Below are 23816 nucleotides of genomic sequence, written 5' to 3' on the forward strand. Positions count from 1 at the left end.
AGGTGTTTATATTATTTTGTTAGGAATATATTTGGAGGTGAAATAAATGTTTAAGAAGTTAGTGTTGTTCTCATTGTTTTTATTATTCATGTTAAGCGCTTCTGGAGCAGTATCTGCTACAAACTGGACTGTTGGTTCTAATAGTACTTATCAATCTATCCAGGCGGCTATAGATAGTAATAACACACTTGAAAATGATACTATAATTGTTAATCCGAAAAGTGATGGCTCTTATCGCGAAAATTTGTATATAAACAAGGGTAAACTTCATTTGATTGCTAATGGGTCTGTTACTATCAATGCTTCAAACTATAATTTACCTGTTGCAACGATAGGTTACAATGGAGCTGGTTCAACTATTCAGGGTTTTACTTTAATAGGTGGAACATCAGGTATTGTAACATATGCCGATGATTGTCAGATAACAGGAAACAACATAACAATAGGAAACCCTAAAAGTGACTATTCTGATGGTGTTGATAGTGGTTACACGGTTGATGGGGGAATAGCAGTTGAAGGCAGTAATGTACAGGTAAAAGGGAATAAAATCAACGGAAACCGTGATAATGTCAAAGGAATCATGATCGTAGCATCAAATTGTAACGTTACTGAAAACAATATAACCAATGCCGCATTTGGAATCCTATTTGGAGGCGCAGACGGGTGTAATGTGACCAATAACATTATAAATGGATGTTATTATGGTGTTGATATAGAATGTAACGACTATTACTTTATTTCAGAAAACTGTCAAATAACTGGAAACACTATTATAAATAGTTCTATGTATGGTATAAGAATTAGCGGTGCAGATGGAGACGAAAATGTAATAAATAGTATTCAGATAACTGGAAACACTATTAAAAACAATGGTAACAGAGGTGAACAAACTGGTGGAGGAATTTACCTAAACCATGATACATCTAATATCACTATATCTGGAAATAACGTTGCAGGTAACTGGAATGGAATTGATTTCAGCAATATTTTAGATGGAGATAGTGATTTCCAATCTCAGGGCGGTAACGTTGTAACTGGAAATAAAATCCTTGGAAATAGTAACGATGGTATCTATATAACCTTTGGAAGCCCTCAAATCCTCAGCAACATCATTACAAGTAATGGAAGAGATGGAATAAACTTTGAATCTGGAAGCGGACTGGTAAACTTCAACGTAATAGCAAATAATACTCGATTTGGATTATGCTTAACTAACGGGACTGTGGCGATAAATGCTACAAATAACTGGTGGGGAACAAATACTCCAGTATATGTAAATGGCAGTGTCATACCTGTAAATGGAACAATTATATATGAAAATAGTGAATCGCTTTTAAATTATGATCCATGGCTCATATTGTCAATAGATACAACAAACAGTTCAATTAAAGAGGGAAATAGTTCTACAGTTACAGTAGACTTGACACACAATTCAAATGGTCAGGATACATCAAATCAGGGGAATATACCTGATGAAACACCAATAGATTTCAGCTACATTTTAGGAACAATTAGTACATCAAACCCGTCATTTTCGAGGGGTAAAGCAAGAGCTACAATAACTGGTGGAAACACTTCAGGAACAGCCAATGTAATTGTAACGTTAACTGGATATGTTTTTACTACTTCAATTACTGTAGATAATACATTACCGACTGTTTCAGTAAATCCTGTAGGTGGAACTTACAATACAGTTCAGAATGTGATTTTAACTGCCAGTGAAGCTGGTATGGTTTATTATACTACTGATGGGAGTGATCCTTTAACAAGCAGTACCAGACATATTTATTCAGGTCCAATTAACATTAACAGCCCAATAACACTGAAATTTGTAGCAGTAGATGCTGCTAATAACTGGAGTCCTGTTTATACTCAAATATATACGGTAGATGCTGTAGCACCAACCGTAGGGTTTAATCCTGCAGGTGGAGTATATAATACAGTTCAGAATGTGATTTTAACTGCCAGTGAAGCTGGTATGGTTTATTATACTACTAATGGGAGTGATCCTTTAACAAGCAGTACCAGACATATTTATTCAGGTCCAATTAACATTAGCAGTTCTACAACATTGAAATTTGTGGCAGTAGATCTAGTTGGGAATTTATCTCCTGTATATACAGTAATCTACACAATTGATACTGTAGCTCCTACTGTTTCCGCAAATCCTGCAGGTGGAACTTACAATACTGAACAGCATGTAAATTTAAATGCCAGTGAGAATGCTACGGTTTATTACACTACTGATGGAAGTAATCCTCAGACAAGCAGTACCAGACATATTTATTCAGGTCCAATTAGTATCAGTAGTCCACTGACCTTGAAATTTGCTGCAATAGACATTGCTAACAACTGGAGTCCAGTTTATACTCAAACATACACCGTAAATGTTGATACTTTTACAACTGATCAAATTGTTAATGCAGCAAACAGTGTTAAAAGTTATATTGAAACTAATAAAGCGTTACCAAGCACTGTAACCATAGGAGGTTGTACTTTAAGTATAACACAGTTCTTATATCTGGCTGCGCGAGCTACAGTAATACTTTCAGTAGATGCAGGTGAATTAGTTAAAGTAAGTAACTTTGCCCCTCCCTCAAGTACCTATGAAGAAGCTTCAGGAACATTGTGTACAGTAGATTATCTTGATTTAGCTCAGAGAGTAGCTGATTTTATGGATGCAAATCAGCAGGCACCACGTTACGGTGAAACAGATATAAGTAAAGTTGGTTACAATTCCATGATATATCTTTACAGCAGGATATTGAGCTTCTTTGACACGTATGGTGTTTACCCTGCATATATTACTGTGAAACCATGGTCATCTGCAAATATTCCTATCATTGACACTGTTTATACATTAGATCAAATTGCAGATGCGTCAAATAGGGTTAAAAACTATATTGAAACTAATGAAGCGTTACCAAGCACTGTAAGAGTAGGAAATTCAACTCTAAGTATATATCAGTACTTGTATCTAGCTACACAGGCCACAGCATCAAAAGCTTCTAACGGCAATGTTGCATTAACCATAGGAAGTTTTTCTTCACCTTCCTCTAATACTGAACAATTAAACAGTGGAACATTGAGTCAGGCAGAATACATAGACTTAGCAGCAAGGATAATTAATTATATGGATACAAATGGTGCGGTTCCATCATATGGTCAGACTAACCTTGGGAAGGTAGGTTATAAATCCTTAATTTACCTTTACAGCAGAATATTGACTTATTATTATAATTATGGTGTTTTGCCAACATCTGTTGCTGTAAAACCCTGGTCATCTGCAAACATACCTATAACATAAAATAGTGCTGAAACATGCATGTGCTGTTTCAATATTTTATTTTTTAATTTTTATTTTTTAAAACTGATATTGGGTCTAAGACGAAGATAATGGTGCATTTTTTGTTAGTACTCTCATCTGTTGAACTGTAATATTAAGGATAAAACAGAATTATATTCAATATTATTTGGACTATTTAGTAAAACAGATTATTGAATCAAAGATTATTTGAGTTCTACTAAAATAATTTCAATTCAATATTAAATTTTTATATTAGCAACTGATATTTATTATAACCAAGATAACTAACATATCATATTGATCGTAGTGAATAACATAACATGCTAAACTATAATTTTAGATGATTTATAAGAATAGCCTATTTGTATTCACTCTTATGCTCTTTAAGTCAATTAAAACGATAATACAATGTAATGAGAAACTATTTAGTAATTAACTATAAATAAATTATCTCAATGATTAATCACAAGCACGATTTATTGATATTTAAATAATCATTTTATTATTGAACAGTAAGGTGTGGCCATGAGTCTTTTAAATAAATCCAAATCAATTAAAAATCATGAAATAACAGCTTTAGAGAATGTAGAAGGCTTTTTAAAAACAATAAAAAAGAAAAATGACAGTATAAATGCTTTTTTAGAAATAAATGAGGATGAAGCGATCCATGCAGCAGAGAAAATCGATTCTAAAATTGAAAAAGGTAGTAAAGTAGGAAAACTTGCAGGTCTCACTGTGGGGATAAAAAGCAACATCAATGTTGAAGACTTTAAAATCACAGCAGCTTCAAAAACTCTTGAAAACTACTTTGGAAGCTATGACGCCACTGTTGTTAAAAGAATAAAGGAACAGGATGGTATAATTTTAGGTGTAACCAACATGGATGAGTTTGCAGCTGGAAGTTCCACTGAAACATCGTATTTTGGATACACTGAAAACCCTGCTGCACCTGGAAGAATTCCAGGAGGTTCAAGTGGAGGAAGTGCAGCTGCAGTTGCAGCGGAAATGTGTGATCTCTCATTAGGATCTGATACTGGAGGATCCATAAGAAACCCTGCATCCCACTGTGGAGTTATGGGATTTAAACCAACTTATGGTGTAGTTTCAAGGCAGGGATTACTTGACCTTGCAATGAGTCTTGATCAGATAGGGCCTTTTGCCCAGGAAGCTGGCGGAATCGCTTTAATGCTCGACACCATCGCAGGATACGACCCAATTGAATGCACAAGCCTGAAAGATACTCCTGATTTTGAAGGTATAACTGAAAAGTCACAGGATGCCCTCAAAGGAATGAGGGTGGGTGTAGTAAAAGAGTTCTTTGATGTTTCTGATGACAAGATAGTCAATATAATTGAAGATCGGATCGATAAAATGACAGAAGCAGGAGCTGAAGTAGTGGAATTAAGCTTCGACTATATCGATTTATGTCTACCTACCTACTACCTCATAAACTATGTTGAATTTTTCTCTGCAACAAGAAAATACGACGGCCGAAAATATGGTTACAGAATTGAAGATGTATGTGGAGATGAAGTTTTAAGGAGAATTCACATAGGTTCATACATCAGCCAGAAAGAATACAGCGGAAAATACTACAAAAAAGCACTGCAGGCAAGATCATTAATTAGAAGAGAAATAACCAAGCTTCTCGGTGGTGTGGATGTAATAGTAGGCCCAACAGTTCCAAAACTCCCTCACAAACTTGGTGAATCACTGGATACAATGGAAATGTATGCTTACGATGTCCTGACAGTTATAGCAAACCTTGCAGGAATTCCCGCAGCAAGTATGAAGGCTGGAGAAGTTGATGGAATACCAGTTGGACTTCAGATTCAGGGAAAACCATTAGATGATGCTAAAATCGTTCAAGTAATGGCGGGACTTGAACAGATTTAACCAAATTTTTATTTTTCAGCGTGGAAACAATGAAAAAAATAGGTATCCTGTATGTAAAAGGTGCGCTGCCCCTTTTTGAGAATTTCGGTGAACTACCAACACATATTGTAAAAGAAAATGGTTTGGTTAACGGTCAAAAAGCTAGTGATGTGCTTGACGGGCTTATAATACCTGGTGGGAGCATAATTGAATCACAGAGTGTTGGAGAAGATCTCAAAAAGGAAATCATGAAAATGAATCATGATGGAAAATTTATTTTGGGGATGTGCTCTGGGTTCCAGCTGCTTGCAAATAAGACTGACATTGGGAGACGTTCGCCGTGCCCTATTGAAAGGGAAGGCCTAGGAATTCTGGATGTGTCGTTCCGCCCTATGATCGGAACAGACAGAGTTGAAGCTGAAATACTTGAAGATTCATTTTTAACTAAGGGCATAGTTGGGGAGACCGTTACAGGTTTTCACTGCCATACTTACGGGTTAATTGAAGGAGATGCAACTCCTCTTTTTTTAAGCACAGTTAAAAGGACAGATTATCAGGATAACCCTCGCAAAATATTATCTGGGGCTAGAAATGGTGAAGGGAATGTTACTGGTACGATGGTTCATGGGTGCCTCGATGAAAATCCTGCACTTGTAGATAATATCCTTGAATTTATAGGTGCAGCTGAAAAAGATATTTTGGAGATTAAAGAAAAGAATACTGAACTTTCAAAGAAGATTAGAAGCGAAATAGGTATAGATACGAATATCTCTGTCAAATCATTGAATTCTCCAGCAAATCCCTCTAATATGGAGCTTCCGAAGGTCCTGATGATGGTGGGCACTGGTTCAGATTCTGGAAAAACATTCTTGACAACAGGAATCGTGGGGACTTTACGAAAAAGAGGTTATCGAGTTTGTGTATTAAAAGTAGGGCCGGATATAAGGGATTTAGTGCCTTCACTTTACCTGAATAAAGAAAATATGGAAAAATTCTCATCTATTCAAATAGGCGGACTTGGATGGATGGACTTAGAAAATGTTCTTAAGGACCTAAAAAATCAAAATTATGACCTTGTTTTAATTGAAGGAGTTATGAGTGCATTTACAGGACTGCTAAATGAAAAAACTCCATTTTCGTCGGTCGAAATTGCAAGGGCTGCCAATATTCCAGTTATTATGGTCTCATCATGCAGTAAAGGCGGAATTGAAACTGCAGCGGTGGATATCGTGGGCCACATAAGCATAATGGATAAAATTGGAGTTAAAACAAGCGGCGTAATTTTAAACAGGGTTTACGATAAATCTATTTCAAAGGTTGCGTCGTCTTATATAACTAAAATGACAGGTAAGAGTGTTATAGCTGAAGTTCCAAAGGTAAAAATGACAGAAAGAGGCAATACTCCTGAAGTAGAAATTAAATTGGAAGAGTTCTGTTTAAATGCTATGAAAACAGTTGAAGAACATTTAAATATGGATCAAATCTTCAAAATGGCCGAAATTCCTGATTTTAGAGGTTATATGCCCTATGAAGAAATAGTTTCCAAATTTTAAAAAAAATATAAAAAAATAGGTTTTCAGGTTATTCTGTTGAATTTTTATCCATATTTTGTATTTTTTCCATCAACTCTTTATTCTGGTTAATCAGTGATTCTATCTCTGAACTGTTGCTGTTTATCTCACTTTTAGTCGAATTAATTTTCTGTTTTGTTGTTTTGTGTACTGTTTCTAAGTTGCTTATTTCTTCTTTTAGATTGTTATTCTCGTTAATCAGCGATTCTATCTGGGTATTGTTGTTATTTATCTGATTTACTGAGTTAATATACTGTGTTTTGATTTCGTTTCTCATTGAATTTTCTATTTCTGTTTTTGGGTCTCTGTTTCGTGGAGTGTGTTCTTTATTCAGGTCATCATATATTTTTTCTATACTCTTCTGGAGGTCTTCATTTTGAGTAAATAGTGAATGTATTTTTTTAAATCCAGTTATAATGGTATTGTCATTTTGGTTTGATGTTTGTGGATGTTTTGTCTGAAGCTGTTCATGATTTATACTGGTTGAATTAGCAGCAAATACTGGTAAACTACCAACCAGAATAAATAAACATATTAATGCAACTTTTTTTATAATATTCTTACCTTTATCACCTCCTTGTTTTGATTTAACTTCATTTTAATGTAAGGCGTTTTAAAAATAAATATTTATTTCCGATTTACACCCAAATTTTTACCAAATAAACCCCTAAATAGAACCAAATCAAAAATAAACTATGATTAATAATGTAAATTTAAAATAAATTGAATAATAGGATTTAAAAGGCAATAATGACTTAAAAGCAGTATAATAATCTGCCATTTTTCAATGGAATTTTAAAAATTAAGGGATATTTATATTAATGTGGTATTTTCATCTGATTTTAGTAAAATAGAATTTAATATTTTAAAAATGAAAAATCGTTAAAGGCGTATGCCTTTAAAAATTAACCAACTTATTTTTGGTTTTCTTTAAACTCGTGGTATGCTTTTATGACTTCATCCCCGCTTAAAAAGATGAGTCCTTTCTCTTCAGCATATTTTGCGACTTTATCGGTAGTCATGGAACCGCCGGTTTCGTCGTCCATCATTTCACAGCATACAGCTACAGGAGTAGTTCCTGCCATTTCTGCAAGAGCTATACTCATTTCAGTATGGCCCTGCCTTTTAAGCACGTGCCCTTCAGTAGCTCTAAGTAATGTAACGTGTCCTGGAGCTCTGAAATTCTTTCCAAATTTGTCGAACTCTTCATTTTTACATAAAAGGGCTAATTCTTTTATGGTACATGCCCTGTCACTGTCTGTTATGCCTGTGAATGTTTTCCTGTGGTTTACTGTTATGGAAAAAGCTGATTTTTCATCGTAAGGTATGTCATTTGGTGATAATTCTCCGAGTACAGGATATTCTTCAGTTGCTGCATCCATTATGTCTGTCATAAATGGAATTCCAAGTTTATCTGAAACTTCTGCTGAAAGAGGGACACAAACAAGACCTCCTGCATCGTTCCTGATGGTTGTCATGTGTTCAGTGGTCATGTGTTCAGCGGCAATGATCATATCGGTTTCCCTTTCCCTGTTATCATTGTCAAATATTAAGACGATTTTTCCGTCTTTAAATGCTTTAATTGCGTCTTCTATCATGTGGTGGTAACTCCTTTTTTAATTATTTTATAAATTTAATAAGTCGATATAGAATACATCATATATCTTATACTTAATAGTTTGGGTGAACTAAAACATAAATTAAAAATTAATATTTAAGGCTGATTTTAACAGAATCTCCGTCTTTAATGCCTATAGTTTCTTTGAGTTTTTTAGATGTTATAAATTCTAGAATATTTTCTTTATGGGTGGTTTTTTTTGGAAAAACAATGGCTCCGTCTATTTCATCATTTAAGGTGGCGTGTATAAGCAGAACATCTCCAAAGTTTTCTTTACCTTCAATGATTTTCAGTTTATCTTCATCGATCCTGTGGATTGTATCGATTTCCTCTTCGCTTATTTTTATATTTAAAGTACCGGGAAATGGGCTGAAATTAAGCTGTTTTTCAAATTGAGTTTTGTATACTGGTAGGGACATAAAATATGCTCCTTTTCCTTGTCCAGAAGTTACAGTTCCTTTAATATCCATTTAAATCACGTTTTTACGTTATTTTGATATTACTGATATTTTGTATCATTTACTGGCTTTTAGGTAGCCTTTAATTATATATGGTTTATTTTTAGGCCATATAATCAAAATTCAAAACTAATCATTTAATTTTATCTTTCATGGTATTTGTAGCTAGTATATGGGCCTGTCTCAATGGTTCCGGCATTTTAAATATTGATGTCTCGCGCACAATGTCAACTGCGGTTTTTAAAGATATTTTATGCCCAACACTAATGCATTTTTGCCTGTTGCATGCTCCCACAGATTTATTCATGAATTCTACGGTTTTTAATGAATTATCACTTTTATATTTGTAGTTTCCTTTAATTAACCTTTTGGCAACTCCAATTGTGGGCATATCCATCAGAAGTCCAACATGGGAAGCAAGACCAAAACCTCGGGGGTGCATTATGCCGTGTCCATTCACCATTAAAACATCAAATTCATTATTTAGCTTCCGTAAAACAGAAATTACAGCATTAGCTTCTCTAAACCCTAAAAATCCAGAAATATAAGGGAATAAAAGTTTAACTTCAATGGCTTTTGAATCTATAACAGTAAGATCATCCAGATCAACTACAACCGCAGCTGCAACTGCACAATCATCTTTTTCAAAGGATATGTCGGCCCCTGCCACTGTATGGACATTTTTAAAGCTGTCCTGTTCTATTATATTTTTGGATAGGCTGTATTGGATATCTGCAAGCTTTTGAGGGAAGTTGTATGAACACATAACTGTTAAAATTAAATAAAAAAATAAAGGGGTTATTCTTTAAGTGTACATGTTATAGTACAGAATACTGGCCCTCGTACATCTATGGCTTTATTTTTACTTGTTATGTAGTTTAAAGCCACATCTTCTAGTCTTAAATTGATGTCAGAAATGGATCTTGATATAGGTACTCTTAATGTGACTTCTCCGGCTCCGCTTACAACCATTTCTTCAATTTTGTAGGCAGCATCGGCACATATGCCGTCCATGTAAGTTATTTGAGTTGATATCCCATTTTCAAGTGCATTTAATGCATTTTCATCAGTGACATCTTTTGTAGGGACTCCAATTATGTCTCCCTGATTGATATACACGGTATTCCATGCTGCAGGTCCTAAAAGCTTTGTACCTTTCTCAGGTTCCACCACTTTAACTTCTATATCTTTGCCCAGGAATTCACCTTCAAATGCAGTGAATTCACATGGGGAAGGTGTATCACCGTGTTCTTTAAAGGCAGTTACTATATCGTTCATTAAGTGTTGCCCTTCATGGGTTGCAGGGTAATAATTTATCCGGAGCATGGTTGCAAGGTCTCGGTCTGAAAGCTTCCATTTTCCATAGGTTTGAGGATAAACCATTTCCCTGACATCTGTCTGGTTATAAAGGAGCATTGCAATCCTTTCAACACCTACTCCTAAATTCATGACGTCCTTATCTATTCCGTACTTTGCAAGTGCAATTGGTGAGTACATTCCAAATGTAGCGACTTCTACCCATTCTTTGAGTTTAGGGTGGTAACCATAAACTTCTGTCTGGGTACCTGCTATGTAATATTTTGATTTTTTCTCATCAGGCGTGAATTTGAACTTTTCAAACCCAAAGTATTCCAGTAAACTTTCAGACACTGCTTTTCCCATGTCTAAAGATATTTCATCATCCACAATAACACACGAAGCTGAATGGTAAGTTGTAAGGTGACTTGCATCTTCCCTCTGTTCTCTTCTGAAACACCTGTCGATTGAGAAAAGTTTTATAGGTAATTGTCTTTTATTATGGATATTCTGGAGTGTTATAAACCATCCTGATGTCATATGTGACCTTAAAGTTGTTTTATGAGCTATAGGTGTTAATTCACGGATCTCTGGAAATATTTTTTCCAGGATACGGAGTCCCATATTATTTTTAACATTGAGGGCCTGTGAAACTTCTAAAACCAGGTCGTCTCCACTTACATCTCCCTTTTTATAACCTCTAAACACTTCTTTCAGACCATCTATCCTTGCATCATCAAGATCTACTCCCATTTTTTCGATCTTTTCAATTTTATCCATTCCAATTCCAATATCTGGTCTTGGAAGCCCTGCGGTATAGAAACACCTGTCTAAAACAGCGGGAGCCTCAGGTCCGAACTGTTTGTATATATGTTCTTCTTCAATAAAAACAGGGTTTACAGCTTCATCGAACCCTAAATTCATGTACGCCTGCCTTAGCTGTGCAACCGTATCATAGAGCATGTGGCTTTTACCTGTTTTTAGGTGTATTCGAGGATATTCATCATCGTGATGGGGCTTATGCAACGTCTGTGAGGTCATTGTCCACGCTTTCTCGAAATCTTTCTTTGCAAGCTTTACTAGTTTCTTTTTATCCAGAGAAATGCCTCCTGATTAAAATAATTAAAAAGTATCATCAAATTGAATCATGGATTAAATATTTAAATAGAAATTTTGTGCTGATCCCTTTTATATTTAGTTATGTATATTGAGCATAATCAAAGTTAAATAGTGTTATATGGGATTAAATGCCTCAAAATAATTTAAATGGGGCGATTTTTAACAATAATTTAGATTTAATTCATTATATTTTTAAAAAAGAATATCTTAGAGCTTTTTTATATTATTTCTAATAATATTTAAATTAAATGGGCAATATAGTAGAATCATGGAAAGAGAAGTATATGAATGCGACGTTCTAATTATAGGCTCTGGAGGGGCAGGCTGTAGGGCAGCAATAGAAGCGTCTAAATATGATTTAGACATTATAATGGTATCGAAAGGATTAACATTTAAGTCAGGCTGTACTACTCTGGCAGAAGGAGGATACAACGCTGCTTTTGCGGCAGTTGATTGTGCGGACACTGTTGAAGCTCATTTTGAAGACACCCTTAAAGGTGGGGGATATCTAAACGATTCTAACCTGGTAAGAATTCTGGTAGAAGAAGCACCGCAGAGATTAATTGAGCTTGAAAGCTATGGTGCTCTTTTTGACAGGCAGGACTCTGGGCAGATTAACCAGCGGCCATTCGGGGGCCAAAGTTATAGGCGTACATGCTTCCAGGGAGATCGGACTGGCCATGAAATGATGCTGGGTTTAAAAGAAGAAGTAACAAAGCGCGGTATCGAAACCATGGACGAGATAATGATTACATCTCTTATCATGGATGAATCCGGCCGAAACGTCATAGGGGCATGTGGATTATCACTTAAAGACTCTAAACTTACGGTATTTAAAGCTAAATCTGTAATTCTTGGAAGTGGAGGTGCAGGCTGGCTATACCCTGTTACTTCAAACACATTACAGAAAACTGGGGACGGCTACTTTATTGCATACAATGCAGGTGCCGATCTGCTGGATATGGAGCAGGTGCAGTTCCATCCAACAGGAATGATACACCCTGAATCTAGAAAAGGAGTCCTTGTAACTGAAGCTGTGAGGGGAGAAGGTGGAATTCTCTTAAACTCTGAAGGCGAAAGGTTTATGGAAAAATACGACCCTCGAAAAGAACTTGCAACCCGTGACGTCGTGGCAAGGGCTATATACAATGAGATAAGGGAAGGAAGAGGAACCGCAAAAGGTGGAGTTTACCTTGATGTGACACATCTTCCAGCAGAGGTCATTGAAGAGAAGCTTGAGACAATGCTTGCACAGTTCCTGGACGTTGGCGTAGATATAAGGAAAGAGCCAATGGAAGTAGCGCCTACGGCACACCATTTCATGGGCGGCGTCAGGATAACTGAAAACGGCGAGACCACTGTGGGTAATTTATTTGCAGCAGGTGAGGCAGCTGGTGGTGTACATGGTGCAAACAGGCTTGGTGGAAATGCACTAGCAGATACGCAGGTATTTGGTAAAAGAGCAGGTGAGGCAGCTGCTAAAAATGCTTTAGATAGTGAGCTGCTGTCAAACGATGCTTTTGTTGATGCTGAAGATGCAAGGGTTTCTGGCCTTATTAAAGATGGTACAGTATATCCCTTTGAGATTAAGAAGGAGCTTGAAGAGGTCATGTGGAAAGACGTGGCTATAATAAGGAATCAGGAAGGCTTAATGTCAGCCTTAAAGAGGATAAAAGAGCTTAAAGAAATGCTTCCAGACATGAAAGTGCCTGGAGGTATGGGCTTTAATAAAGACCTTCAAGATGCCCTTGAAGCATTTGTAATGCTTGATGTGGCAGAAATTGTTACAAAGGCCGCATTTTTACGCCGTGAAAGCCGGGGATCTCACTACAGGGAAGACTATCCTGAAACGAGCGATGACTGGAAAAAGAGCATTGTTTTTAATAAAAGCGGAAGGTTGAAGTTTATTGAAAGATAAGCAGTTAAATAATTAATTTAACTATTTTTTTAAAGAGGGAGATTGAAGTTTACTGAAATATAAGCAGTTAAATAATCAATTTAACTATTTTTTTTATTGGATACTGAAGTTATTTTGGTGAAGTTGTTAGTATGTAACCTGAATATCAAAAAAAGGAAATCTGTTTATGAAATACATAGCTTTGCTTCGAGGAATCAACATAGGCCGCAATAAAAGAATAAAAATGGCTGATCTGGTAAAAACCTTGGAATCACTCGGTTTTAAAAATGTAAAAACTTATCTTCAAAGCGGTAATGTTATTTTTGAGCATGATTCCAGTGATATCATGGAAATTGCAGGAAGTATTGAAAGAAAAATAAGTCAGACATTCCCTTTTTATGTAGATGTAATTATTCGGACAAAAGACGAACTGGAAAATATTGTTAAGGGCAATCCATTTATTAAAGAGCCTGATATTGAGCTTGATAAACTGCATGTGACATTTTTAGCTGATATTCCTGATCAAAAAGCTGTTTTGAATCTAGATGTAAATGTGGCTGAAAATGAAAAATTTGAAATAATCGGTAGGGAAGTGTATCTTTACTGTCCTAATGGGTATTCAAGGACAAAATTAAAAAATGATGTGTTTGAGAGGAAATTAAATACTACCGCAACAACGAGAAATTGGAAAACAACAAATAAACTGTTTGAATTGTCCAGTTAAAATATAGAAATTTAATTTTTATGACGCTCATGCTCAGAATGTTGTGTAAAATAATAACGCTTCATTTTTCATGTGATTACTGGTTAAATAAATTACATTTTTTAATATAAATCCCATATAATCAATTAAAACTACAATTAACGTAAAATATAACTCATGCACAGGATCATAGGCATGAGCGTTTTGGAATTATAGTGGGATGTTTATTAAAAGTTTATGAGTATTATGGCGACTGCAAGTGAAGTTAAGGTCCCTGCAATCAACTTCTTGTTGATCTTTCTTTTAAAGGTTTTTCCATAATATGCTGCATCTTCTAAGGAAGGAGCATATGCAATGGTGCCGCCGCATCTGCAGTGGGTGAAATCATCAGGAATTTCATCATCTTCGAGGCTGTAATAGCCGTTGCACTTTGAACAGATTAAAAAACCTTTATATTCTTTTTTGTTTACCATAGGGCTGATATCAGTTTTAATAATTTTAAAAATAGTTTTATATGCACTTATAACATCTATAGTTGTTATATATGTCTTATTTTTATTAACAGTGCTGCACACAGCAAGAAATTTGGCTATTCTTTTAAATTCGCGTTTAAATGCGATTTCCCTATTTCCAATTTCATTAAAGCTTTTTGAAATCAACAGATCGTGCAGTTTATCAAAAAATCTTTCAGTATGTTTGTCTGTCCATTTGACTTCTTTGATATCATGGAAAAAACTATCGTCAAAGTTATTTGTGGAGTTTACCCTATCAAAGTTTTCAAGTCCTAAAATGATTTTTTCAAGAATATCGCTGGAAAAAATGGCTTTAACATCTTCTTCCTGCAGCTGTCTTCCTAAGTTCATGGAGTAAACCCTTTCTAGGAACCGGTAAAACTGATGAAGTGAAAAATAATCAACAGAACCCGAAAAAATATTGCTCTTTTCAGGGGTTAAATTATTGGACATAGCTCGCTGTAGTAATGAACTGGTGGATGGTAACCTGTTATATGCACTGGTTAAAACATTGATGGGATCTTCCCAGTTTTTATAAATATCAAAAAATTCTTCATAGATACCTTTGTTTTTCAGGTATCCCAGGTCCAGAATGACATTTCTCACACTTTCAAAGTCAAAACCAGTACCTAAATCTTCTAATTCGCCCCTTATTGATCTAACATGACCTTTATTATACACTAGAGCCATATTTTTCACCGAAATAATATTTTTTGGCAGTTATGTGGCTTTTAACAAGAAAATTCAAAAAAGTAATGACTGTTTAATTGATATTTATAACCTTTATTACATGTGCGACATGAAGTTAAAGTTGTAGGTACACTCTAAATGTCATTAATGGCCGTAAAAATTTGTTATTAAAAGCCACGGTTAGTCTAATATATTGTTAGTACAAAATTTGGCCAGATCATTATATAAATAAGTATTATTTGAATAAAGGTGAAAAAGGATATTTTTATATATCAGAAATAAGCGCACAAATAAATTTTGTATATAAATTAAATTTAAAGGGAATAATTTAAAATATATGTTGGGCATTATTCAGTACTTTAAATCGATTATTTTTATAATTTAAATCTTTAAAAAATTATTTTTAATCTGCAGTGCTCTTTTTAGACCTTTGGCACATGAAAGTCCAGATTCTCCTGCAGTAAATAGCGAAAACTCCCACCACCATAATAAATATGAATATTGTACTTCCTCCAATTGAAGGAACTTGGTTAAATTTAACTCCGGACAGTATAATTGAAGATATGAAAACGGCCATAAAGAAAAGCGCTCCAGAGATATTCCCTGTTAAAAATCCATATTTAAATCCGTCTGTGTAGTTTTTAGCCATTAGAATAGTTACAATCCCTATAAGTAGTGCTATTAAAATGACATTATTGAATATAAGGCCAAACATCAGTGAGGTTATGGCTCCTGCAATTAATCCCTTCTCATCCATCACCATTTCTTTAATGGTGCCTACATAATGTTTTACGTTCTCCAGAGACATGCTGTATACAAGGTTACCCCCGCAGCTGCACTGAATGAAATCGTCAGGAATTTCATCTTCTTGAAGGTAGTAATAGCCGTTGCATACAGGACAGATTAGTAATCCTTTATATTCTTTTGTATTAACTAAATGTCGAATATCAGTTTCTATAATCTTAAAAAGAAGTTTATAAGAGGATATAACTTCTATTGTAGTTATATATGTTCTTCCTTTACCCACTGTACAGCATACTGTAAGAAATTTAGCTATTCTTTTAAGTTCACGTTTAAATGCAATTTCTCTGTCTCCCATTTCATTAAAGCTTTTTGAAATCAATAAATCGTGTAATTTATCAAAAAACTTCTCAGTGTGTTTGTCTGTCCATATAACTTCTTTAAGATCATGGAAGAAGTTATCATCCAGCTTTGATGATGAGACGTGCTCAAAATTTTCCTGCCCTAAAATAATCTTTTCTATAATATTACTGGAAAAAATAGCTTTAACATCTTCTTCCTGCAGTTTCCTTCCTAAGTTCATGGAATAAACCCATTCCATGAACCTGTAAAGATGATAAAATGAATAGTAGTCCACGTAACTTGAAAAAATATTGCTTTTTTCTGGAGTCAACCCATTAGATACTGCCTGATTTAATAATGGGCTAATGGACTGCAGTTCGTTCTGCATACTTGCTGAAACATTAACAGGATCTTCCCAGTTTTTAAAAACGTTAAAGAAATTATCATAAATTCCGTTATCTACAAGATACTGCATATCTGAGATAAGGTTTCTTACGCTTTCAAAATCAAAACCGATCCCTAAATTCTCCAGTTCTCCTTTTATAGATTTATTAGTTCTTAAAGCCATATTTCCACGCCAAGTTAGTTTTAATGTATGCGAATTATTTACATATGAAATTAAAAGTATATGGGGGTATAATGATGTAATATTAAATTTATAGGTGTAAAATTGATTTTAACAGTATGTTAAGTATAATTGGATAGTATATCTTGTTAAAATCATTAATAATTTGTTTTAGATATTGTATCATTAATATTATGAATGTACTGTTATATAAAGCAGTATTATTTGAATAAAAGTGCATAATAATATTAGTTAGGTATATTTTATTAAATAAAAGCGAGATTAAATGTTGATTTAAAAAAGAATATTAAAATAAGCATGCCCTGACCGGGACTTGAACCCGGGTAATAGGATCCGCAATCCTACGTGATATCCGCTACACTATCAGGGCAACTTTTAATGATTTAAAAATTATCTAATAAAAAACGCTCTTTTTACATCTTTAATTTTTTTAATATTTAAATTTTTAATTAATTTGGACATCAGCTTAAATAATCATTGAACTATTTTATTATAACTCCTTAGATTTATATTATGTATTTGTCTTAGTTATACTGGTGAAAGATTATGTGTGAATTCTGCGTTCAGCATGGGCCTGGTAAAAAATGGTACCTGGTTGCTCAAAATTATGCTGATAAACTGGCAGCTTCAGAAGAGAGAAAAAAGTTTATCCATGATTTTTTTAAATCTTATGAGAGAAATTACAGAAAAAATGTTCGTATGACTGATATAGCAAGAAAAGTGCCATTTGTGAGGGAATATGCAGAAAAAAAGCTTAATAATTATTTTAGCCAGAAGCATGCAGGACAAGTTATTTGTTTAGAAGATGCAGTTTCTATATGCAGTATCCCTGGAAGAGTCAGTGTTATAGATTGTCCCTGTCAGAAATACCTTTCAGGTAAAGAAGAAAGAAAATGCATACTCTTTGGAACCACTGCAGATATCGTGGAGAATATCCCTGAATTTTCGAATATTTCAGACATGGGTTTTGAGGATGCAACAGAATTACTGAAATCTACAGAAATTGAAGGCAAAGTCCACACGGTATGGACTTTTATGTCTCCTTATATTGGGGCTATATGTAACTGCAATCAGAGAGGATGTTTGTTATTTCATATGAAAAATAAGTATCAATTTGCTGAAATCGTGCATAGAGGTCATGAAACAGCTGTAATAAATAAAGAGATGTGTAATGGCTGCGGAAACTGCCAGACTATTTGTCAGTTTGATGCAGTGGTAATTGTAGATGGAAAGGCAGAAATTAACTCTAAATGTCATGGTTGCGGGGTTTGCAGAAGTTTTTGCCCTGTAGAAGTGATTAATCTAGTTTCAAGGTATCCGTAAACCTAAATATGGGATATAAGTCATGCATAGTCTGAACTGCATCCATGTAACAGTAAAACTGGTAATCGCTCCAACAATAACCTGGGCGGGTGTGTGCTGGTTAAGATAGACACGGCTCCACATGACCATAATAAGGGGAAATCCAAATAAAAGTCAGGGATATCCAAATATACAAGTTATTGCTGCTGCGGGTCCTGCAATTCCCATGGAGTGCACGCTGATTTTCCAAAAAAAGGTTACAAATATGGTCAGTATTATATTTGTGAGGTAGCACAGCATCAATATGGCGGCTACAGCGGGGGCCCCAGCAATAAAAAACATGATTATTCCAATAATATAAGATAATGCCCCGAAAAGCAGAGGGAACGTACGTTCATCTTTGTCACTTACATCTAAATCTAAATTTTTACTTTTTATCCACATTAAAGCTGCTATTAGTGGTAAAAAAGTCCCGAAAAGCAGGCAGATAAATGTTGATATTAAAAAATTATTTCCACCAGCTGCAAAATAATTTATAATAACGAAAACTGGTATGGTTACTATTACAGGTTGTACAATGTTTGAAACTACCTGGGCGAACCCATGTTTAAATTTAAAATTAGAAGCAACTGATTTCATCCTTTACCTTTCATAATTGATGTTAATTATTTTAAATATCATGTATATTAAATTTACGGTCTTTAATTAGAGGTATTAAGTATTAATAGTGTATTTTTAAGATTTTTATATATTGTAAGTATATAACATATGTTTATATATGATTTTAACTGCGGGTTAAATGAAATTTCATTTAATTTTATTTATACTGTATTATATCTATATAATTATATTATTATTTTATGGTGAAAATTATGTGTGAATTCTGCGTTCAGCATGGGGCTGGTAAAAAATGGTATCTGGCTGCTCAAAATCATGCGGATAAACTGGAGCAATCACAAGAAAGAAGATTATTTATAAAAAGTGTTTTTAAAGACTATAGAAAGATGTACGGGAGACAGGTACGTATAGCGGATGTTGCACTCAAAATACCGCTTGTTAAAAAATATGCATTGATGAAGTTCAATGCATTTTTTACAAGTGACCATTCCGGCCATGTAGTTTCCCTTGAAGATGCAGTTTCCATATGTGGTATTCCTGGGAGGGTCAGCCTTGTTGACTGTCCCTGCAGTAAGTATCTTTTTGGTAAGGATGTGAAAAAGTGCATACTTTTTGGATTCACTGCAGAAATTGTGGATAATATTCCTGAACTTTCACCGGTACAGGATATAGGAGCTGAAGATGCTGCGGAGTTCCTTAAGGGTCTCGATGAACAGGGCACGATTCATACAATATGGACGTTTAAAACACCGTATATAGGCGTTATCTGCAACTGTAATAATAGAGACTGTGTTTTAATGCATTTAAATCGGCGCTACAAAGATTTAAATGTCATAAGAGAAGGTCATGAAGTTGCCATGGTAAATAAGGAAATTTGTAATGGGTGTGGGAATTGTCAAAGGGCATGTCAGTTTAAAGCAGTTACAATAACTGAAAAAAAAGCAAAAATTAACAATAGCTGCTATGGATGCGGCGTATGCAGGAATTTTTGCCCTGTAGAGGCAATTCGGATGGTGCCAAGAATTGGATTAGAATTAATCAGATGATTTATGGTGAATAATATGCACGAATTTTTTTATAAATCTACTAATCTCCGACATTTGGTTATTCACTATGATGTTTCTGGTTTCTCTTTTGGAGTAAGCAGTTCCTCATACTTAAATACCTTTTGAGGACAGCCTAATTCACACCTTAAGCATGCCATACCTGAGCAGAGGTCTGTTCTTATTGTAACTACTCCATTTTCGATGGTCAGCGCATCTTCAGGGCAATTTTGGGCACATGTCATGCAGCTGGTGCACCCTTCAAATTCTGCCTTTAATAAACCGCCTATTTTAGTTATTTTCAGGCCTTTTTCACCCAGTTCAGGTATATCCCTTTCAAAAATTCTATGTATCTCTGGATTGGAAACCTTTGGTGGAATCTTTTGAAAACCGTATTTGGTCAACCAATCATTGTACATCCAGAAAGGCATGCCTTGTTCGCACATAGCCAGCTCTAGAGAATATATTTTTTCGAAAGTTGGGGATGTGGCAAGTGTTATATGATTACTGCGCATTCCATCTGCTATTTTCTGCAGCTTTTCAAGGAGTCCAGGATCTAGAACTATATCTTTTGCCATTGCGAGAGAAGTATTTCCCATCTGATAGATTTCACGGGAGGAAGGGGGAATTTGTCCAACGTTCAGGGATTTATGGGGGTCTACGTAAAATCCTGAAGCTCCCGCCATGTAGGTTTCATCAATTTCATCAAGGAATACTCCTGATTCTTCTGCTAAGGTTAAATGGGCAGCTCTAAATGCCCCTAAAGCTTTACCAATGTTTTCAATGTCCTTTTCTGTAAGGTATATGTCCTCATGCAGGTTGATTTTACCATCACTGCTCTTTATTTTAGGTAGTTTTATAATACCTGTGCTCAGTCCAAGACTGTAAGCAGCGATTACTCCGGTTCCAGTTATGCCTATTGGTTTTATGTCACTTTCCTCACTTAAAATAACATTTCCACCTGAAGGATCAACTGTATTCCCGTCCTGGGCTATAAGATCATCATCTAGAATACGGGTTTTCCACCCATAATCAGTGAGTTCCAGATCGCATATAGTTCCTGGAGAAGCTAACCTGCCTTTTTCTATCATCTGCCCCTCTACTGCAGGGCCTGCAGCGGCAGAGCATGAATAAACTTCACCATCTATGACTAAGGCTATTTCCGCATTTGTTCCAAAGTCAGATACCAGATAAATCCCTTTTTTTTCTAAAACTTGAGATTTAAAAAGCATTGCAAGAGCATCTGCCCCAATTTCATGTTTTATAGCGGGAGGAATATATACTTCGGCTTCTTGATTGATTTCAAGGCCTATTTCAGCTGCATTTACAGTAATGGCGTCTCTTGAAGGGGGAGTTACATGTAACCTTTCAAGTGCATGGGGGCCCCAGTAAGCTAAATCTCTGATTTCTATATTATGGAAAAGGGAGAGTTGTATAGGATTACCGCATACTGCTAATCTCTCTACATTCTCAAGATCTATATTTAAGCTGTTTAGTACTTTGTTTACCGCATCAATTAGGATCTCATGGGCAGTATCTCTGCCGACCTTTATGGCGAAGTGAAGGTGGTCTACAACATTGGCTCCGGGTAGGGGGTGCCTGAGGGTAATTGCAGTAGAAACTACTTTTCCATCTTCAATATTTAGAGCTTGTGCTCTAATACCGCTGGTTCCAATATCCAATGCTATTCCATATCTGGTTTTCATTTGATAGTACCTCAAATGTTTAAGTCCCTTAAAAATTAGTTTTAAATATTCTAAAAAGAAAAATAAAAATTTAAGTATTTTTTTTAGTCGTATTCAGGAACAAATTCTCCGACTATCTGTGAGTACTCTTTTCTGATATCTTTCCATGTTTTTTTGTCTTTTAATATACTGTCGGCAAGTTTTGGGGCGTGATATGCTTCAACACCATATACGCTCATAGGGAAAGATTCTACAAAGTCCTTTCTTACAGAACCTCCGCCGCATCCAATGGCAGGAACTTCAAGACCATTTTTTTCCAGTTCTTCAACCACTTTTGGGAAAGCAGTCATGGTAGTTGTCATCAGAGCTGTTCCAGTCATAAATATTGGTTTGTATTCTTTTACAGCTTTTATGACATCTTCATTAGGCACATCTCTACCTAAATCTATTGCATTGTACCCATTAGCCCTTAAAAACATTACTACTAGATTTTTGCCTATATCGTGAGGGTCTCCTTCAGCAACAAAAGAAACTACGGTTCCTTTAGTTTCACTTTTATGGCCCAGAGCTTCTTCACTTTCTTTTAAACCTTCCATCATGGAATCTCCAGAAAGCATCAGGTCTGGAAGGAAATAAAAACCTTTAGTGTAAAGTTCGTTAACTGCATCCATTCCCTTCATTAAACCGTTGTTAATTACATCCATTGGCGATTCGCCGCTTTTTAGCCCTTCCTTAACTTTACTAACTGCTTCTTCTGTGTCTCCACGGAGCACAGCCCTCGCAATTGATCTGTAAGGTTCATCTTTAGGCAAAATGGCCTGCACGTCAGGGTCATTTTCAGGTGTTATGGCCGGCCCTTCAAGTTCCACATTATATCTGACTGCTATAAAGTCTTGATCTAGTTTTGATTCTAATTCTTCCATATAACTCATCTCAACACCTCAGAGGTCATAATTTTTAGGATTAAAGTCCGGTACTTTCCTTGAATATGCTCTTATACATTCATCAATAAATTGGTCCCTGTCGGCAGGTAAATCTTCAAGTATTTTAAGAGCATTATCGAGTGAATCTCTTTCAAATCTGGTAAGATACATTTTATTTGCATCAACCGCTTCATTTATTATTTTTCCTGCTTCAATGGCAGCTGCCCTTGACCTCAGGTAAGTATCCTTACCATATTTAACTATGGCTTCACCTATCCTGTGGGCATTATCGTATGCAAGTACCAGTGCCTGAGGGTCTCTGTATTTATCTGTGAGAGTGTAAAGATCTCTTAAAACTTCTTCCTGCCCTGTTTGGAGAGCTGTGTTCATGAGAGATGCTTCATACCCTGTAGCCTGTAACCATACTTCTGGAGTTGTTCCTCCCATCTCCTGTCTGTGGTAAACAGATTCATTACTCCACACGTCTGTAACTCCACAAACCAGGTTACCCATTAAATCAGAGTGTGCACAGACTGCATTTTTACCTTCCATTGCTATTGGAACTCCGCTTATCGCTTTTATGATCGGGTTTTCATAGCCGCAGTCTTTTAACGGACCAACAGCACCGCATTCAACTGCTACAAGGCTCCTTGCACCACCCATTCCCCTTGCAAGTGCAGCAACAGTGTGTGAAACATCTTTATCCAGCAGCCCTCCTGCAATAAACATGGCGGTATTGGCTTGAGAACAATCTGTATCTCCACCCGGCCTGCAGTCGTATTTTTTACAGATATTTACGATTCTTTTCCACATATATTCCATATCTATGCTTCCGAGAACACCTATCCCGAAGAGTATTGCTCTTATATCTCCCCTCGCAATTCCATAATCAGATAATGCTTTTCCTCCCATAGTTTCTATACAAAGATCAGAAGCCCCGTTTGCAGCACAGGCTTCCATGGATTCTTCAATCCGGTTATCGTAATCAGATCCTCTAAGTCCTGGACCTCTTTCTTCTATCCTTATATCAGCTGGTGTCTGTCTAAGAGATACTCTGATGCCGTATTCATCGTAGTATTTTTCTAGAATCTCAGCCTGGACTCGTGTAGTTTCTGCAGCCCATTCTGGATTGTTGGTTTGTTGGGAAACGTGTTCTTGCTCTAACATGAATGCAGGCAGCCCTATACCGACAGCCCTTTCACAGGCACTTTGTGCTATATTACGGCATTCTGCTATCATTTTTTCTTTAGACCCTTCAGAACCTTCTACTGGAGCGACTTTTACTTCGGGTACTACGTAACCGGCACCGAACTGCATGTTCCAACGTTGACTCACTGGAAATTTGGCACGGCCGAAAACCATTTCTTCAGGTTTTTTATACACCATTTTAGTAAATCTTTTCACATTTTTCACCACTAGTTATTCATATAAAATCATCATAATTATATAACGTTCAAATTGTTTATATTTTTGCAATTGGATAAAAAAATTAAAATTTATAGAATTAATTGAATAGTCAATTTATTATGG

The 23816-nt window shown here is 35.6% G+C and carries 19 protein-coding genes and 1 tRNA gene; 7 read left to right on the plus strand and 13 right to left on the minus strand.

Annotation, left to right across the window (positions count from 1 at the left end; genetic code table 11):
- Positions 1 to 46 precede the first annotated feature (46 nt).
- The 3 genes from EJ01_RS16550 (at position 47) to EJ01_RS10000 (ending at position 6735) form a co-directional block, all read left to right on the plus strand.
- Positions 47 to 3307: a chitobiase/beta-hexosaminidase C-terminal domain-containing protein gene (locus tag EJ01_RS16550; protein WP_052376051.1), complete on the plus strand. Its 3261-nt coding sequence runs from the start codon at positions 47 to 49 to the stop codon at positions 3305 to 3307.
- A gap of 525 nt (positions 3308 to 3832) precedes the next feature.
- Positions 3833 to 5203: an Asp-tRNA(Asn)/Glu-tRNA(Gln) amidotransferase subunit GatA gene (gatA, locus tag EJ01_RS09995; protein ID WP_048192875.1), complete on the plus strand. Its 1371-nt coding sequence runs from the start codon at positions 3833 to 3835 to the stop codon at positions 5201 to 5203.
- Positions 5204 to 5232: 29 nt separating this feature from the next.
- Entirely contained in the window at positions 5233 to 6735 is a 1503-nt protein-coding gene (locus tag EJ01_RS10000) for an AAA family ATPase (RefSeq protein WP_048081947.1), read from the plus strand.
- Between the two features lie 28 nt (positions 6736 to 6763).
- Here the strand turns inward: EJ01_RS10000 and EJ01_RS10005 are convergent, their stop codons facing one another.
- The 5 genes from EJ01_RS10005 to sepS form a co-directional block, all read right to left on the minus strand.
- Positions 6764 to 7030 (minus strand): hypothetical protein, encoded by a 267-nt coding sequence (locus EJ01_RS10005; RefSeq protein ID WP_048081948.1) that lies wholly within the window; start codon positions 7028 to 7030, stop codon positions 6764 to 6766.
- Positions 7031 to 7667: 637 nt separating this feature from the next.
- On the minus strand, positions 7668 to 8351 hold the full coding sequence (gene ribB / locus EJ01_RS10010) for a 3,4-dihydroxy-2-butanone-4-phosphate synthase (protein WP_048081949.1): 684 nt from the start codon (positions 8349 to 8351) through the stop codon (positions 7668 to 7670).
- 109 nt (positions 8352 to 8460) lie between these two features.
- Positions 8461 to 8841, minus strand: a complete 381-nt coding sequence (locus EJ01_RS10015; protein WP_048081950.1) for a DUF120 domain-containing protein — start codon at positions 8839 to 8841, stop codon at positions 8461 to 8463.
- A 121-nt stretch (positions 8842 to 8962) separates the two neighbouring features.
- Positions 8963 to 9595, minus strand: a complete 633-nt coding sequence (locus EJ01_RS10020; protein ID WP_048081951.1) for an endonuclease V — start codon at positions 9593 to 9595, stop codon at positions 8963 to 8965.
- A gap of 32 nt (positions 9596 to 9627) precedes the next feature.
- Positions 9628 to 11223 carry an O-phosphoserine--tRNA ligase gene (gene sepS / locus EJ01_RS10025; protein ID WP_048081952.1) on the minus strand — a complete coding sequence of 532 codons (1596 nt, stop codon included), beginning with the start codon at positions 11221 to 11223 and terminating at the stop codon, positions 9628 to 9630.
- Positions 11224 to 11512: 289 nt separating this feature from the next.
- Between sepS and tfrA the strand changes: the two genes are divergently transcribed.
- The gene (gene tfrA, locus EJ01_RS10030) at positions 11513 to 13162 is read left to right on the plus strand and encodes a fumarate reductase (CoM/CoB) subunit TfrA (protein ID WP_048081953.1); all 1650 of its coding nucleotides are present in this window, start codon (positions 11513 to 11515) and stop codon (positions 13160 to 13162) included.
- A gap of 166 nt (positions 13163 to 13328) precedes the next feature.
- Positions 13329 to 13865, plus strand: coding sequence for a DUF1697 domain-containing protein (locus EJ01_RS10035; RefSeq protein WP_048081954.1), 537 nt, complete (start codon positions 13329 to 13331; stop codon positions 13863 to 13865).
- A gap of 206 nt (positions 13866 to 14071) precedes the next feature.
- Here the strand turns inward: EJ01_RS10035 and EJ01_RS16555 are convergent, their stop codons facing one another.
- From EJ01_RS16555 to EJ01_RS10050, 3 genes are all read right to left on the minus strand, one after another.
- Positions 14072 to 15046, minus strand: a complete 975-nt coding sequence (locus tag EJ01_RS16555; protein ID WP_052376053.1) for a hypothetical protein — start codon at positions 15044 to 15046, stop codon at positions 14072 to 14074.
- A gap of 403 nt (positions 15047 to 15449) precedes the next feature.
- Entirely contained in the window at positions 15450 to 16697 is a 1248-nt protein-coding gene (locus EJ01_RS10045) for a hypothetical protein (protein WP_048081955.1), read from the minus strand.
- Between the two features lie 316 nt (positions 16698 to 17013).
- Positions 17014 to 17085, minus strand: a tRNA-Arg gene (locus tag EJ01_RS10050).
- A gap of 176 nt (positions 17086 to 17261) precedes the next feature.
- On the opposite strand from EJ01_RS10050, the gene EJ01_RS10055 reads away from it, so the two are divergent.
- Positions 17262 to 18038 carry a 4Fe-4S binding protein gene (locus tag EJ01_RS10055; protein ID WP_048081956.1) on the plus strand — a complete coding sequence of 259 codons (777 nt, stop codon included), beginning with the start codon at positions 17262 to 17264 and terminating at the stop codon, positions 18036 to 18038.
- Here EJ01_RS10055 and EJ01_RS18095 read toward each other — a convergent pair.
- Together EJ01_RS18095 and EJ01_RS10060 are read right to left on the minus strand one after the other, a co-directional pair.
- A complete protein-coding gene (locus tag EJ01_RS18095) occupies positions 18024 to 18167 on the minus strand; it encodes a phosphatase PAP2 family protein (protein WP_084689198.1) in 144 nt (47 codons plus the stop codon). The genes EJ01_RS10055 and EJ01_RS18095 overlap by 15 nt on opposite strands.
- Positions 18168 to 18191: 24 nt before the next feature.
- Positions 18192 to 18656 (minus strand): hypothetical protein, encoded by a 465-nt coding sequence (locus EJ01_RS10060; RefSeq protein WP_052376055.1) that lies wholly within the window; start codon positions 18654 to 18656, stop codon positions 18192 to 18194.
- Positions 18657 to 18889: 233 nt separating this feature from the next.
- On the opposite strand from EJ01_RS10060, the gene EJ01_RS10065 reads away from it, so the two are divergent.
- The gene (locus tag EJ01_RS10065; RefSeq protein ID WP_048081957.1) at positions 18890 to 19681 is read left to right on the plus strand and encodes a 4Fe-4S binding protein; all 792 of its coding nucleotides are present in this window, start codon (positions 18890 to 18892) and stop codon (positions 19679 to 19681) included.
- Between the two features lie 65 nt (positions 19682 to 19746).
- Here the strand turns inward: EJ01_RS10065 and EJ01_RS10070 are convergent, their stop codons facing one another.
- The 3 genes from EJ01_RS10070 to mtaB form a co-directional block, all read right to left on the minus strand.
- The gene (locus EJ01_RS10070; protein ID WP_048081958.1) at positions 19747 to 21384 is read right to left on the minus strand and encodes a methylamine methyltransferase corrinoid protein reductive activase; all 1638 of its coding nucleotides are present in this window, start codon (positions 21382 to 21384) and stop codon (positions 19747 to 19749) included.
- An 83-nt stretch (positions 21385 to 21467) separates the two neighbouring features.
- Positions 21468 to 22295, minus strand: a complete 828-nt coding sequence (gene mtaC, locus EJ01_RS17290) for a methanol--corrinoid protein MtaC (protein ID WP_048081959.1) — start codon at positions 22293 to 22295, stop codon at positions 21468 to 21470.
- A 9-nt stretch (positions 22296 to 22304) separates the two neighbouring features.
- On the minus strand, positions 22305 to 23690 hold the full coding sequence (gene mtaB, locus EJ01_RS17295) for a methanol--corrinoid protein co-methyltransferase MtaB (RefSeq protein ID WP_048081960.1): 1386 nt from the start codon (positions 23688 to 23690) through the stop codon (positions 22305 to 22307).
- Positions 23691 to 23816 lie beyond the last annotated feature (126 nt).

It is taken from the genome of Methanobacterium veterum, from assembly GCF_000745485.1.
GTDB classification, from domain to species: Archaea; Methanobacteriota; Methanobacteria; order Methanobacteriales; family Methanobacteriaceae; genus Methanobacterium_D; species Methanobacterium_D veterum.

Bases quoted from the DNA above. Each gene is read 5' to 3' on its own strand.
- EJ01_RS10005 (WP_048081948.1), bottom strand. From the start codon at position 7,030: ATGAGAAACGAAATCAAAACACAGTATATTAACTCAGTAAATCAGATA.
- EJ01_RS10060 (WP_052376055.1), bottom strand. From the start codon at position 18,656: ATGAAATCAGTTGCTTCTAATTTTAAATTTAAACATGGGTTCGCCCAG.
- tfrA (WP_048081953.1), top strand. From the start codon at position 11,513: ATGGAAAGAGAAGTATATGAATGCGACGTTCTAATTATAGGCTCTGGA.
- EJ01_RS10015 (WP_048081950.1), bottom strand. From the start codon at position 8,841: ATGGATATTAAAGGAACTGTAACTTCTGGACAAGGAAAAGGAGCATAT.
- EJ01_RS10055 (WP_048081956.1), top strand. From the start codon at position 17,262: ATGTGTGAATTCTGCGTTCAGCATGGGCCTGGTAAAAAATGGTACCTG.
- EJ01_RS16555 (WP_052376053.1), bottom strand. From the start codon at position 15,046: ATGGCTCTAGTGTATAATAAAGGTCATGTTAGATCAATAAGGGGCGAA.
- EJ01_RS10065 (WP_048081957.1), top strand. From the start codon at position 18,890: ATGTGTGAATTCTGCGTTCAGCATGGGGCTGGTAAAAAATGGTATCTG.
- EJ01_RS10000 (WP_048081947.1), top strand. From the start codon at position 5,233: ATGAAAAAAATAGGTATCCTGTATGTAAAAGGTGCGCTGCCCCTTTTT.
- EJ01_RS10070 (WP_048081958.1), bottom strand. From the start codon at position 21,384: ATGAAAACCAGATATGGAATAGCATTGGATATTGGAACCAGCGGTATT.
- mtaC (WP_048081959.1), bottom strand. From the start codon at position 22,295: ATGAGTTATATGGAAGAATTAGAATCAAAACTAGATCAAGACTTTATA.
- EJ01_RS18095 (WP_084689198.1), bottom strand. From the start codon at position 18,167: ATGGTCATGTGGAGCCGTGTCTATCTTAACCAGCACACACCCGCCCAG.
- EJ01_RS10045 (WP_048081955.1), bottom strand. From the start codon at position 16,697: ATGGCTTTAAGAACTAATAAATCTATAAAAGGAGAACTGGAGAATTTA.
- ribB (WP_048081949.1), bottom strand. From the start codon at position 8,351: ATGATAGAAGACGCAATTAAAGCATTTAAAGACGGAAAAATCGTCTTA.
- EJ01_RS10035 (WP_048081954.1), top strand. From the start codon at position 13,329: ATGAAATACATAGCTTTGCTTCGAGGAATCAACATAGGCCGCAATAAA.
- EJ01_RS10020 (WP_048081951.1), bottom strand. From the start codon at position 9,595: ATGTGTTCATACAACTTCCCTCAAAAGCTTGCAGATATCCAATACAGC.
- gatA (WP_048192875.1), top strand. From the start codon at position 3,833: ATGAGTCTTTTAAATAAATCCAAATCAATTAAAAATCATGAAATAACA.
- EJ01_RS16550 (WP_052376051.1), top strand. From the start codon at position 47: ATGTTTAAGAAGTTAGTGTTGTTCTCATTGTTTTTATTATTCATGTTA.